We start from the raw sequence: 12,596 nt of genomic DNA on the forward strand, positions 1-12,596 counted from the left end.
GATTATGACATTCATCATAGGCACTTCGCATTGACCATGACGTCCGTCATAGGAATGGTTGCCTATGACGGACGTCATACCGACCGGAGGGGGTGCGGGGCATGGAGACCACGGCCGGCCTCGAGCAGCTGAGGGACCTGCTCGACATGGGCATGGAGAAGGGGTACGGCATCGGCGCCCTGCTCGGCATGACGGCCGAGTCCCTGGAGCCCGGACGGGTGGTGTTCGCCCTCACGCCGCGCACCGACTTCAGCAATCCGCTGGGCATCGTCCACGGCGGCATCCTGTCCACGCTGCTCGACTCGGCGATGGGCTGCGCCGTGCACACCGCGCTGCCGGACGGCGCCGGTTACACGACGCTGGAGCTGAGCGTGAACTTCGTCCGGCCGGTGCCGCTGGAGGGCGGCCGGCTGGTGTGCGAGGGCACGACCGTCCATGTCGGGCGCAAGCTCGCCACCGCCGAGGGGCGCGTCCGCAACGAGGACGGCAAGCTCGTCGCGCACGGGACCACGACCTGCATGGTCTTCCCGCCCGCTACTCGCGAGTAAGGTCGTCTCGGGCACGGATGAAGGAGACCCTCGTGATCGATCTCCAGCGCGACGGAGACGTGTACGTCCTGCGGTTCGACGCCGGCGAGAACCGCTTCGGACCCGAGTTCCTCGACGCCGCCGAGGACGCGCTCGGCACGGTGGAGAAGAACGAGGGGCCGGGCGCCCTCGTCACCGTGGGCACCGGCAAGTTCTACTCCAACGGCCTCGACCTCGACTGGCTCGGCGCCCACCCGGACCGGTTCGAGGACTACCTGCGCCGGGTGCACGGCCTCTACGCGCGGATCCTGTCGCTGCCGATGCCCACCGTCGCGGCGCTCAACGGGCACGCGTTCGCGGGCGGCGCGATGCTCGCGCTCGCGCACGACTTCGCCGTCATGCGGACCGGCCGGGGCTACTTCTGCCTGCCCGAGGTCGATCTCGGGATGAGCTTCACGCCGGGCATGGACGCGCTGATCCGGTCGCGCCTGCCGAAGACCGTCGCGCACGAGGCGATGATCACCGGCCGCCGGTACACGGCGGAGGAGGCGCTGGCGGCGGGGATCGTCCGGCGCGCCGCCGCCGAGGACGAGGTCCTGCCCGCCGCCGTCGAGCTGGCCGCGTCCCTGGCGGGCAAGGACGGCCGGATCGTGGCGAAGATCCGCACCGGCATGTACCGGACGGCGCTGGATGCCCTGAACGGCCCCGCCCTGGGCTGACCTCCGCGTCCGTCCTTCAGCGCCCCGGCGGCCCCGGCGCGTTCGCTCGGCCGCGCGTAGGTTACGGTCGACTGGAATCAGATTCGGTTCATGGAGGGAACGCCGATGCGCATCGGGATGTCGATCAGCTACTCCGACGCCGGTTTCCGGCAGACCGTCGATGAACTGGCCGACTACGAGAAGGCCGGCCTCGACGTCGTGTTCGTCGCGGAGGCCTACAGCTTCGACGCGGTGAGCCAGCTCGGCTACATCGCCGCCAAGACCGAGCGGCTGGAGATCGCGTCCGGGATCATGCAGATCTACACCCGGACGCCGACGCTGACGGCGATGACCGCCGCGGGCCTCGACTTCGTCTCGGAGGGCCGGTTCACGCTCGGCATCGGCGCGTCCGGGCCGCAGGTCATCGAGGGCTTCCACGGCGTCCCCTACACCGCGCCGCTCGGCCGCACCCGCGAGATCATCGAGATCTGCCGGAAGGTGTGGCGGCGCGAGCGGCTGGAGCACGGCGGCAAGCACTACACGGTGCCGCTGCCCGCCGACCAGGGCACCGGGCTGGGCAAGCCGCTGAAGCTCATCAACCGTCCCGTGCGCGCCGACATCCCGATCGTCGTCGCCGCGATCGGCCCCAAGAACGTCGAGCTGACCGCCGAGATCGCCAACGGCTGGGAGCCGATCTTCTACATGCCGGAGAAGGCCAAGGACGTCTGGGGCGGGCCGCTCGCCGCCGGGAAGGCCCGCCGCGACCCGGCCCTCGGGGAGCTGGACGTCGTCGGGCAGGCCGCGCTCGCCATCGGCGACGACGTCCAGGGCTTCCTGGAGTTCGGACGCCCGATGGCCGCGCTCTACATCGGCGGCATGGGCGCCAAGGGCAGGAACTTCTACAACGACCTGGCCCGCCGCTACGGCTTCGAGCGGGAGGCCGACGAGATCCAGGACCTCTACCTCGCCGGCAAGAAGGACGAGGCCGCCGCCAAGGTCCCGCACGAGCTGCTGGAGAAGATGTCGCTGATCGGGCCCGAGGGCCACGTCCGGGAGCGGCTCGCCGCGATGCGGGAGTCCGGGGTCACGACGCTGAACGTGTCGCCGATCGCGGGCGACCACAAGAGCCGGCTCGCGCTGATCGAGAAGGTCAAGGAGATGGCCGCCGGCCTCTGAACGGGCACGGCGCGCCGGTGATCGGGCGGCGTGCCGCAGGCGCCCCGGCACGCCGCCCACCGGGTGGCTCACACCGCGGATCACGCTAGACCGCCCCGCCGCAAAAGTCGAGGGTTGTTCATGTTTTGTGATCCCGCGGAGACGGCCTCCCCACCCGCCCGGACGGTGATCTAGAGTCTGACCATGGGGGAGACGCACACCGCGCGCCGCCGCCGGCTGGCCGCGCTCGTCGCCGCACGCGACGCCGACGCCGTGCTGGTGACCCGGCTCGTCAACGTCCGCTACCTGACCGGCCTCGACAGCTCGCGGGCCGCGCTGCTCGTCCCGGCCGAGGGCCCGGCCGTGCTCGCCACCGACGCCAGGTACGCCGGGACGGCCGAGCGGGTCTGCCCGGAGCTGCCCATCGTCGTCGACAGGCTCGTGTCGGAGGCGCTGACCGCCCGCGCCGCCGCGGACGGCCACCGCCGCCTCGGCTTCGAGGCCCACGACCTCACCGTCGAGCACCACGCCACCCTCGCCGAGAAGGCCGAGGTCGAGCTCACGCCGCTCGGGCACCCGGTCGAGGAGCTCCGCATGGTCAAGGACGAGGAGGAGATCGCGCTGCTGCGGGAGGCGTGCGCCATCACCGACCGCGCGTTCGCGGCCGTCCTCCCCGAGATCCGCGCCGGCGTCACCGAGCGGGCCGTCGCGATCGCGCTCGAACGCGCGATGGTGGACTCCGGGGCCGAGCGCCCCGCCTTCGAGTCGATCGTCGCGTCCGGGCCGAACGGCGCCGTCCCGCACCACCGCCCCGGCGGCCGCGAGCTCCAGCCCGGCGACCTCGTCACCATGGACTTCGGAGCCCTGTACGACGGCTACCACGCCGACATGACCCGCACCGTCGCGATCGGCGAGCCCGCCGGCTGGCAGCGCGACGTCTACGACCTCGTCCACCGCGCGCAGCTGGCCGGGATCGGCGCGGCCCTCCCCGGCGCCGAGACGAAGGCGGTGGACGCGGCCGCCCGCGACGTCATCAAGGACGCCGGGCACGGCGACGCGTTCGGCCACGGGCTCGGCCACGGCGTCGGCCTGGAGATCCACGAGGCTCCGCTCATGGGGTACGACAAGACCGGTAAGCTGATGGACCGGGTTCCGATCACGGCGGAGCCGGGGGTCTACCTCACCGGCCGCGGCGGGGTCCGCATCGAGGACACGCTCGTGGTCCGCCCCGGCGGCCCGGAGCTCCTCACGACAACCACCAAGGACCTGCTCGTCCTCTAGGCGCGCGGGCCGCGACGGGAGAACAGCGCAGTGGCGACGACGAACGACCTGAAGAACGGCATGACGCTGAAACTCGACGGCCAGCTGTGGACCGTCCTTGAGTTCCAGCACGTCAAGCCCGGCAAGGGCGGCGCGTTCGTCCGCACCAAGCTCAAGAACGTGCTGTCGGGCAAGGTGGTCGACAAGACGTTCAACGCAGGCACCAAGGTGGACGTGGCCAGCGTCGACAAGCGGGAGATGCAGTACCTCTACCGCGAGGGCGAGGACTTCGTCTTCATGGACACCGAGACCTACGACCAGCCGCACATCCCGGAGTCCGTCGTCGGCACCGCCGCGAACTACCTGCTCTCCGAGCAGAACGCCGTGATCGCGTTCAACGACGACAACCCCCTGTACATCGAGCTGCCCGCCGCCGTCGTGCTGGAGATCACCGAGACCGAGCCCGGCCTGCAGGGCGACCGCTCCACCGGCGGCAGCAAGCCCGCCACCCTGGAGACCGGCGCGCAGATCCAGGTGCCGCTGTTCATCACCACCGGCGAGAAGGTCAAGGTCGACACCCGCTCCGGCGAGTACCTCGGCCGCGGCTGACCTGATGAGCGGAGCGAACCGGGGGGTGTGGGGGGTCGCCCCCCACGGAAGACACGCATGAGCGCACGCACCAAGGCACGCAAACTCGCACTCGACATACTCTTCGCGGCGGAGCTGCGGGACGAGGAGCCCACGGCCGTCCTCGCCGCACGGGGCCGCCCCAACCAGGACGAGCTCGCCGAGTACCCGCACGCCGTCCGGCTGATCGAGGGCGTCCAGCAGCACCGCGAACGCGTCGACGAGCTGATCGCCACGTACGCGACCGGCTGGACGCTGGAGCGGATGCCGGTCGTCGACCGCAACATCCTGCGGATGGGCACGTACGAGCTGCTCTGGGTCGACGACGTCCCCGACGGCGTCGCGGTCAGCGAGGCCGTCGGGCTGGCGACCGAACTGTCCACCGACGAGTCCCCCCGCTTCGTCAACGGCCTCCTTTCCCGCCTCCAACAGCTCAAGCCCTCCCTCTCCCTATAGGCTGGCCGCGCAGGTCACAGCGGCCTCAGCCACCGCCGCAACCCCGCAGCAACCCCAACCGTCGCGATCGCGACCGAAGGCAGTTTCGAGCGGAGCAAGAAACTGATCGCGCAGCGAGCCGCCAGGCGAGACGGAGCGATGCAGCGATCGCACCGCGTTTCTCGACGATGGAGGCCCGCCAGGGCCGAAGGAGGAGAGAAATGCCAATGAGACACAGTCGAGTGCGGAGTGCGGTCTTGTGGGACGCGCTGCGCGCCGTGCTCGACCGCATCGCGCCCGAGGCCGGGCGGAGCGAGGTCGTGGACGTCGGCGGCGGCACCGGCGGGTTCGCCGTGCCGCTCGCCGAGCTCGGGCACCGGGTCACCGTCGTCGACGCCAACCCCGACGCGCTCGCCGCGCTGGAGCGCCGCGCCGCCGAGTCCGGGGTGACGGTCCGCGCGGTGCAGGGCGACGCCGTCGACCTGCCCGACCTGCTCGGCCCGGACGCCGCCGACCTGGTCCTCTGCCATAGCGTCCTCGAGTACGTGGACGACCCCGGCGCGGCGATGGCCGCGATGGCCGGGACGGTCCGTCGCGGCGGCTCGGTCAGCGTCCTCGCCGCCGGGCAGATCGCCGCCGCGCTGCATCGCGCGCTGGCCGGGCACTTCGACGACGCCCGCCGGGTGCTGACCGGGACGTCCGGGCGGTGGGGCGAGGGCGACCGCATGCCCCGCCGGTTCACCCGGGAGACGCTGTCGGCGCTGGTGCGCGGCTCCGGCCTGCGGGTCGCCGAGCTGCACGGCGTCCGGATCTTCGCCGACCTGGTGCCGTCCGGCATGCTGGACGGCGATGCGGGCTCCGCCGACGCCATGATCGCGCTGGAGTCGGTCGCGGCCGTCCATCCCGTCCTGCGGGATCTCGCCACCCAGCTGCATCTGGTGGCCGATCACGTCCCCCCTCCGGGGGGTCTGGGGGGTCGTCCCCCCGGAGGGCACAAGCCAGCAGAATGACACCGTGAGCCGCAAGCAGCAGCTGCACCGGCCGGGGCCGCAGCCCGGTCCGCCCGCCGACGACACCGGCTGCCACATCCTGCACGTCGACATGGACGCCTTCTTCGTCAGCGTCGAGCTGCTGGAGCGGCCCGAGCTGCGGGGACGTCCCGTCATCGTCGGCGGGGCCGGTCCGCGCGGCGTCGTGTCCGCGGCGTCCTACGAGGCCCGCTCGTTCGGCGTGCACTCGGCGATGCCGATGACGCGGGCGCGGCGGCTGTGCCCGCGGGCCGTCGTCCTGCCGGTGAGCCACGGCAAGTACTCGCGCGTGTCCGGGGCCGTGTTCGAGATCTTCCGGTCCGTCACGCCGCTGGTGGAGGGCCTGTCGCTGGACGAGGCGTTCCTGGACGTGGCGGGCGCCGGGCGGCGGCTCGGCCGTCCCGCCGAGATCGCGCGGCTCATCCGCGAGCAGGTCAGCGCCCAGCAGGGCATCACCTGCTCGGTCGGCGTCGCGAGCACCAAGTTCATCGCGAAGCTGGCCTCGACGCGCTGCAAGCCCGACGGGATGCTCGTCGTGCCCGCGGACGGCGTGGTCGACTTCCTGCACCCGCTGCCCGTCGCGTCCCTCTGGGGCGTCGGAGAGCGGACGGAGCAGACCCTGACCCGGCTGGGCCTGCGGACGGTCGGGCAGCTCGCCCAGGTGCCGCTGAGCACGCTGCAGCGCGAGCTGGGCAACGCGGTGGGCGCCCACCTGCACGAGCTGGCCTGGGGCCGTGACCCGCGCGAGGTCGTCCCGCACACGCCCGACAAGAGCATCGGCGCCGAGGAGACGTTCGACACCGACGTCGACGACCCGGAGATCATCCGCCGCGAGCTGCTGCGGCTGGCCGAGCGGGTCGGCGCCCGGCTCCGGGCGAGCGGGAACGCGGGCCGGACGGTGAGCGTCAAACTACGGATGGCGAACTTCAAGACGATCACGCGGGCGCGCACGCTCGCCGAGCCCACCGATCTCGCTCGTGTGATCTATGTCACAGCCCGTGATCTCTATGAGGGGGCCGGGCTGGAACGGGTACGACTCCGGTTGGTCGGGGTCCGGGTGGAGAACCTGGGCCCCGCCGGCGCGGCCCCCCGCCAGCTCGCCTTCGACGAGCCGGAACGCGGTTGGCGTGAGGCCGAGCGAGCCATGGACCAGGTCGCGCACCGGTTCGGCCGCGGTGCGGTCCGCCCCGCCGCGCTGGTCCGGCGCGAGGACGGCGACGGACGTGACGGCAGGGACGGAACACCATGAGAGAAGGCTGTGGGGTGACCGGCGCCGGGCCCTTGAGGGGCCGTCTGCTTTCGTGCGCGGCACAGTGCTCGTATTCTGGGCATATCACCGTTGAGGTTCGCGTCCTGCATCGGACTCCCCGCCGCGGGGCTGTCGTTGGGAGGTGCCGTGCCGCTCTCTGAGCACGAGCAGCGCATGCTCGAACAGATCGAATCGGCGTTGTACGCCGAGGATCCGAAGTTCGCTCACGCGGTTCGCTCGACCAGCCCACAGGTCCACTACAAGCGCCGGATCGTCAAGGCGGCCTTCGGGTTCGTCGTCGGCGTCGGCGCACTGATGGCCGGCCTCGTGATCAACGAGGGCACGGTCACCATCGCGGTGAGCGTCACCGGCTTCCTGCTGATGGTGGTGTGCTGCGTCTGGGCGCTGACGAGCTGGAAGCGCATGACCGGCATCGGGAACGAGGCCGCGGCCGGCGGCGACGGCAGGCAGCCCGGGCAGCCGAGGCAGCCGAGGCAGTCGAAGCCGGCCAAGGCGGGCTTCATGGAGCGCATGGAAGAGCGCTGGCGCCGCAGGACCGAAGGCGACTGACCCCTTCCTGAACGTCCCGGCCGTACGCGGGCAGGTGTCCGCGCGGGCCGGGACGAACGCGTCTCCAGGGGTGTCCGTCCTGGGGGTACTTGCCCGGGTGCTACTTGCGGCGGAGGCGGGCGGGCAGGTCGTTGAGGCGGGCCTTCGCGTCCAGCGCGCGGTTCCCGGCCGACTGGAGCGTGGTCAGGGTCTGCGCCATCGTCGACGGCGGCAGCAGCCTGGCGCGCCAGCGCGTCCCGCGGCCCACGGACGCGGCGAACGCGTCGCGGACCGTCCGGACGTCCGCGCGGAGCCGCTCCGGCGGCTCGGGGGAGCGGGACAGGGAGTAGCGCGCCAGCTCCTCGGCGCGGGCGATGCGGGTGAGCGCCTGCTCGACCTCGCCGTCCAGCTCCAGCAGCTCGCCGAGGCGGCGCGCGGTGGCGCGCGGGGAGTCGCTCGCCCGCCATTCGAGGCCGTGGTCGAGCGCGTCCGCGCGCATCTCCCGCCACGCGGCGTGCGCGGCGCCCGCGGGATCGGGCGACGGCGCCCGGACGGCCGCGCCCGGCGGCGCGCCCGGCCGGGTCCGGGTCCGGGTCCGCGACGGCGACAGGGACGGTGACATCAGGGCCGCCCAGCGGCGCCGCCGGGTGAACGTCCGCAGCGCCATCGGAACGGCCAGGAGAAGCAGGATCAGCACCGCGCCCGCCAGCCACGGCGCCGCGGAGAACCCGCCGTCCTCGTCGTCCTGCGCGGCGGCGCCGCCGGTCTCGCCCGTGTCGTTGCGGCCCCGCGCGGACGGCTGCGGCGCGGGCGCCTGGTTGTCGGCGGGCGACGACGTCTCCGGCGCGGGCGCGCTGTCGCTCCCCTCGCTGCCGCCGCCGGTGGACTCGGGAAGGCTGTACTCGGGGGTGGCGGCGGTGCCCTGCCCGCCCGCGCCCGACGGCGTCGGCTCGAAGCGGACCCACCCGGTCCCGTCGAAGTACAGCTCGGGCCAGGCGTGCGCGTCCCGCGACCGGACGACCCACTGCCCGGGACGGACCTCGCTGCCCGAGGTGTAGCCCATCGCCACCCGGGACGGGATGCCGAGGATCCGGGCCATCAGCGCCATCGAGGCGGCGAACTGCTCGCAGTAGCCGCGCTTGCTGTGCAGCAGGAAGTCGACCAGGTCGCTGCCGTGCTTCGGCGCCGGCGCGGACAGGTCGTAGGTGAACCCGCCCGACAGGGTGAACCAGCGCTGCAGCCGCACCGCCTGCGACAGCGCCGTCGCCGACCCGGCCGTGACCTGCTCCGCGAGCTGCCTGACCTCTCGCGGGACGTTCTTCGGCACCGCCGTGTAGCGCGACACGATCTCGGCCGGGTGGTTGCCCGCGGCGGCGAGCTGCCCGATCGTCGGCTCCGCGCGGCGGCTCGTGACGGTGTAGGCGCGCCCGTCCGCGGAGTCGCGCAGCGAGTAGATCATCAGGGAGCGCTCGTCCACCCGCCAGTCGCCGCTGATCGACACGTCGGACGGGGCGTAGGGCACCGGCAGGAACGACATGTCCCTGACCTCGGGACGCACCTGGACCCTGGTCGTCACCTCGCGGGACGACGCGACCGACAGCCCGGGCGGCGACGGGATGTCGCGCTCGTCGAGGCGGTCGCTGGGATGGCTGTCGAGCTGGGTGTAGGTCCACCGGTCGCCCTCGAACTTGTCGAGGGCGTACAGGCGCAGGTAGTCGGGGGCCTCCGGGTCGTTCGTCCGGTAGGTGAGGACGATCGAGTCGTCCAGCCGCGTCAGCTCCCGTTTCAGGCTGACCAGCGGGTCGGGCGTCGTCACCGTCTGCGTGCCGCCGCCGCCGTCGCCGCCGAGGCCGAACATGCCGCGCGGCTGCAGCCCCGGCACGGCCGCCGGGACCAGCACCGCGATCGCCACCGCCCCGGCCGCGATGCGGCGGCCGGACGCCGCCAGCGCCGCCGCGTCGGGCAGGGCGGACCCCTCGTCCGGACGGGGGTCGGCGCCCGCCAGCGGCACGTCCCGCTGCCGGAACGAGGTGACCGTCCGGCCCCAGCCGCCGACCTGCTCGCGGGCGTCGGCCATCAGCAGCGCGAGGAAGCCGAGCGCGCCGACGCCGAACGCCAGCCAGCTGACGCCGTCCTCGCGGACCGCGGCGGGCACGCTGTACATGGCGAGCAGCGGCAGCCCGGCCGGGGCGGCGCGGCGCAGCCGCACGGCCAGCAGGTCGACGAGGACGGCGACCAGCCCGATCCCGGCGGCGGTCATCAGCTCGATCCCCGGCAGCACCGGGACCGGCGCCGCGTACCGGTTGGCCGCCCGCCAGCCGCTGTCGGACAGGTCGCCGAGGTGGCCCACCGACTCCGGCGAGGGGATGATCCCCAGCCACGCCTGGCCGGACGCGTACACCAGGTTCAGGTACAGCACCAGGCCGGCCAGCCCGAACAGCAGGTTCACCGGCGCCGGCAGCCGCAGCCGCCGCGCCAGCACGCCCCCGCCGGCGACCGCGAGCACCGCGCCGACCCCGGCCCAGAACCAGCCTCCCGACTCGAACAGCGGGTAGAGGCCGATCGAGCCGGCGAGCGTCGCCAGCCCGGCCATGACCGTCATCCGGAGTCTCATGAGCCGTCCCTGACGAAGTCGTCGCCGGTCCGCCCGGCCTGCGCCCACGCTCCGGCCAGCTCCGCCGCCGACCGGACGATCACCACCCGCCAGCCGCCCGCCCGCAGCAGCGCGGCGGCGGGCTCGGCGGCCGTGCCCGCCGTGTCGCCGCTCGCCGCGGCCGTACCGTTCGAGGCGGCGCGTGCGCGTCCGAGGACGAGCACCGCGACGCAGGTCCCGGTGCCGCGCCGGACGGCCGCGAGCGAGCGCGCCTCGTCCTCCGACAGGACGCCGAACACCCCGATGACCAGCCCGTCGCCCTCCCGCGTCGCGCCCGCCCGGCCGCGCAGCGCGGCCATGCCCGCCGACAGCGAACGCTCCTTGGACCGGCGGGCCACGGCCAGCGCGTCGAGCAGCAGCCCCTCGAACGTCCCGTCGGCCCGCGCGGCCGGGAGCGCCTCGCCCCCGTCGGTGACGTACCGCAGGTTCATCCCCGTCCGGACCAGGTGCACCCCGATGGACGCGGTCGCCGACACGGCCTGCTCGAACGTCCCGCCGGGGCCGTCGCCCCAGTGCGCGGTGCGGCGGGTGTCGAGGAACAGCGTCCCGCTGCTCTGGAAGTGCTGCTCCTCGCGCCGCACCATCAGCTCGCCGTGCCGGGCCGTGGACCGCCAGTGGACGCGGCGCAGGTCGTCGCCGTGCCGGTACTCGCGCGGCGTCACGTCGTCCTCGCCCGCCGCCGACACCGCCCGGGCGACGCTGTCGCCGCCGCCCGTCCACGCCCCGGACAGCCGCCCCGACGGCAGCGGGTGGATCGTCGGCGTCACCGTCAGCGTGTCCGACAGGCTGAACGAGCGGACCAGCTCCACCATCCCGAACGGGTCGGCGAGCCGGACGGTCAGCGGCCCCACCCGGAAGCGCCCCCGCACGTCGGACCGGATGCGGTAGCCGAGCTGGCGCTTACCGTGCGACTCGATCCGGTCGAGGACGAACCTGGCCCGCCCGCCGAGCGCGTACGGCACCCGGTCCTCCACCATCAGCAGCCCGCTCGGCAGCCGCGACACGTTCTCCAGCCGCAGGTCGACGCGCGCCTCCTGGCCGACCGGCAGCCGCGGCGGGTCGAGCCGCCGCGCGCACGCCAGCCGGTAGCGGGTCCGCGACACCGCGAGCGTGCACAGCAGCGGCAGCGCCAGCACGAGCACGCCGGCGCGCAGCAGGTCGCGCTCGCCGAGGACGAACGCGCACACGATCGCGGTCGCGCCGGCGGCCACGAAGGACCGCCCGCGCGTGGTGAGGCCGGCAAGCGCGCGTCTCAACGGTCACTTCCCGTGGGACGGCACCGGCAGTCGTTTCACCAGGTCCGCCACGACCTGCTCGGGACGGCGCCGGTCGACCTGCGCCTCCGCGGTCGGCAGCAGCCGGTGCGCGAGGACGGGCACCGCGAGGTCCTGCAGGTCGTCGGGGACGACGTAGTCGCGGTCGTCCAGCGCCGCGTACGCCCGCGCCGCCCGCACCAGGTGCAGCGTCGCCCGCGGCGACGCGCCGAGCCGCAGCTCGGGATGGCCGCGGGTCGCGGCGACCAGCTCGATCGCGTACTGCCGCACGGCCGCCGACACGTGCTGGCGGCGCACCACCTCGATGAGGTCGCGGACGTCGGCCGCGTGCGCGACGGGGGTGAGCCGGTCGAGCGGGGACGTCTCCCCGTGCGTCTCCAGCATCTCCAGCTCCGCCGCCGGATCGGGGTAGCCCATCGAGATGCGGGCGGTGAACCGGTCGCGCTGCGCCTCCGGCAGCGGGTAGGTGCCCTCCATCTCCACCGGGTTCTGCGTGGAGATCACCATGAACGGGGGCTCCAGCGTGTAGGTGGTGCCGTCCACCGTGACCTGGCGCTCCTCCATGCACTCCAGCAGCGCGGACTGCGTCTTCGGGGACGCGCGGTTGATCTCGTCGCCGACGACGATGTTGGCGAACACCGGGCCGGGCTTGAACTCGAACTCGCGCAGCTCCTGGTTGTAGGCGCTGACCCCCGTGATGTCGCTGGGCAGCAGGTCGGGCGTGAACTGGACGCGCCGCACCGAGCAGTCGACCGAGCGCGCGAGCGCCTTGGCCAGCATCGTCTTGCCGACGCCGGGGACGTCCTCGATCAGCAGGTGACCCTCGGCCAGCAGCACCGTCAGGGCGAGCCGCACCACCGAGGGCTTGCCCTCGATCACCGACTCCACGGCGTCCCGGATCTTGTTCGCGACCTGCGCGAGGCCCTCGAGTCCTGGGCCCGGCGCCTCGCTGGCGCCGTGCCGGGCCGGGTGGGATGCCGGGGGGTCGGTCTCCATGAACGACTCGCCGTGCGTTCCTACTGCCACCAAACCCTCCTCAGCCGTCCGGCCGCGCGGTGTGTTCGGCCCCTCATCGGAGCCAGGTCCTCTCACGCGCCGGTGCGGCGCTCTGTGCGTCCGCCCAAACGACAGTACGTCGTCG

Annotated in this window: 12 protein-coding genes; 9 read left to right on the plus strand and 3 right to left on the minus strand. The window is 73.3% G+C overall.

What is annotated here, in order from left to right:
• The first annotated feature begins 101 nt into the window (after window positions 1-101).
• The 9 genes from E1287_RS03230 (at window position 102) to E1287_RS03270 (ending at window position 7,549) form a co-directional block, all read left to right on the plus strand.
• On the plus strand, window positions 102-548 hold the full coding sequence (locus E1287_RS03230; protein ID WP_131963285.1) for a PaaI family thioesterase: 447 nt from the start codon (window positions 102-104) through the stop codon (window positions 546-548).
• Between the two features lie 32 nt (window positions 549-580).
• Window positions 581-1,246: an enoyl-CoA hydratase-related protein gene (locus tag E1287_RS03235; RefSeq protein ID WP_131963286.1), complete on the plus strand. Its 666-nt coding sequence runs from the start codon at window positions 581-583 to the stop codon at window positions 1,244-1,246.
• 105 nt (window positions 1,247-1,351) lie between these two features.
• Window positions 1,352-2,401, plus strand: a complete 1,050-nt coding sequence (locus E1287_RS03240) for an LLM class F420-dependent oxidoreductase (protein WP_131963336.1) — start codon at window positions 1,352-1,354, stop codon at window positions 2,399-2,401.
• A gap of 183 nt (window positions 2,402-2,584) precedes the next feature.
• Window positions 2,585-3,661, plus strand: a complete 1,077-nt coding sequence (locus E1287_RS03245) for a Xaa-Pro peptidase family protein (RefSeq protein WP_131963287.1) — start codon at window positions 2,585-2,587, stop codon at window positions 3,659-3,661.
• A gap of 30 nt (window positions 3,662-3,691) precedes the next feature.
• Window positions 3,692-4,249, plus strand: a complete 558-nt coding sequence (gene efp, locus E1287_RS03250) for an elongation factor P (protein WP_131963288.1) — start codon at window positions 3,692-3,694, stop codon at window positions 4,247-4,249.
• A 57-nt stretch (window positions 4,250-4,306) separates the two neighbouring features.
• Window positions 4,307-4,723 (plus strand): transcription antitermination factor NusB, encoded by a 417-nt coding sequence (nusB, locus tag E1287_RS03255; protein ID WP_131963289.1) that lies wholly within the window; start codon window positions 4,307-4,309, stop codon window positions 4,721-4,723.
• Between the two features lie 206 nt (window positions 4,724-4,929).
• Window positions 4,930-5,712, plus strand: coding sequence for a methyltransferase domain-containing protein (locus tag E1287_RS03260; protein WP_131963290.1), 783 nt, complete (start codon window positions 4,930-4,932; stop codon window positions 5,710-5,712).
• A 4-nt stretch (window positions 5,713-5,716) separates the two neighbouring features.
• The gene (locus E1287_RS03265) at window positions 5,717-6,979 is read left to right on the plus strand and encodes a DNA polymerase IV (protein ID WP_131963291.1); all 1,263 of its coding nucleotides are present in this window, start codon (window positions 5,717-5,719) and stop codon (window positions 6,977-6,979) included.
• A 147-nt stretch (window positions 6,980-7,126) separates the two neighbouring features.
• On the plus strand, window positions 7,127-7,549 hold the full coding sequence (locus tag E1287_RS03270; RefSeq protein ID WP_131963337.1) for a DUF3040 domain-containing protein: 423 nt from the start codon (window positions 7,127-7,129) through the stop codon (window positions 7,547-7,549).
• A gap of 100 nt (window positions 7,550-7,649) precedes the next feature.
• Here E1287_RS03270 and E1287_RS03275 read toward each other — a convergent pair whose 3' ends face one another.
• Genes E1287_RS03275 through E1287_RS03285 form a run of 3 tightly spaced genes read right to left on the minus strand, consistent with a single transcriptional unit; the run spans window position 7,650 to window position 12,481 of the window.
• Window positions 7,650-10,142 carry a DUF3488 and transglutaminase-like domain-containing protein gene (locus E1287_RS03275; RefSeq protein ID WP_243718544.1) on the minus strand — a complete coding sequence of 831 codons (2,493 nt, stop codon included), beginning with the start codon at window positions 10,140-10,142 and terminating at the stop codon, window positions 7,650-7,652.
• Entirely contained in the window at window positions 10,139-11,437 is a 1,299-nt protein-coding gene (locus E1287_RS03280) for a DUF58 domain-containing protein (RefSeq protein ID WP_131963292.1), read from the minus strand. Before E1287_RS03280 ends, E1287_RS03275 begins: the two co-directional genes overlap by 4 nt.
• A 3-nt stretch (window positions 11,438-11,440) precedes the next feature.
• Window positions 11,441-12,481: a MoxR family ATPase gene (locus E1287_RS03285; RefSeq protein ID WP_243718546.1), complete on the minus strand. Its 1,041-nt coding sequence runs from the start codon at window positions 12,479-12,481 to the stop codon at window positions 11,441-11,443.
• Window positions 12,482-12,596 lie beyond the last annotated feature (115 nt).

This window comes from Actinomadura sp. KC06 (assembly GCF_004348735.1).
Taxonomy (GTDB): domain Bacteria; phylum Actinomycetota; class Actinomycetes; order Streptosporangiales; family Streptosporangiaceae; genus Spirillospora.

Excerpts from the sequence above, each read along its gene's own strand:
- E1287_RS03275 (WP_243718544.1), bottom strand. The coding sequence starts at position 10,142 with ATGAGACTCCGGATGACGGTCATGGCCGGGCTGGCGACGCTCGCCGGC.
- E1287_RS03260 (WP_131963290.1), top strand. The coding sequence starts at position 4,930 with ATGAGACACAGTCGAGTGCGGAGTGCGGTCTTGTGGGACGCGCTGCGC.
- E1287_RS03230 (WP_131963285.1), top strand. The coding sequence starts at position 102 with ATGGAGACCACGGCCGGCCTCGAGCAGCTGAGGGACCTGCTCGACATG.
- E1287_RS03245 (WP_131963287.1), top strand. The coding sequence starts at position 2,585 with ATGGGGGAGACGCACACCGCGCGCCGCCGCCGGCTGGCCGCGCTCGTC.
- E1287_RS03240 (WP_131963336.1), top strand. The coding sequence starts at position 1,352 with ATGCGCATCGGGATGTCGATCAGCTACTCCGACGCCGGTTTCCGGCAG.
- nusB (WP_131963289.1), top strand. The coding sequence starts at position 4,307 with ATGAGCGCACGCACCAAGGCACGCAAACTCGCACTCGACATACTCTTC.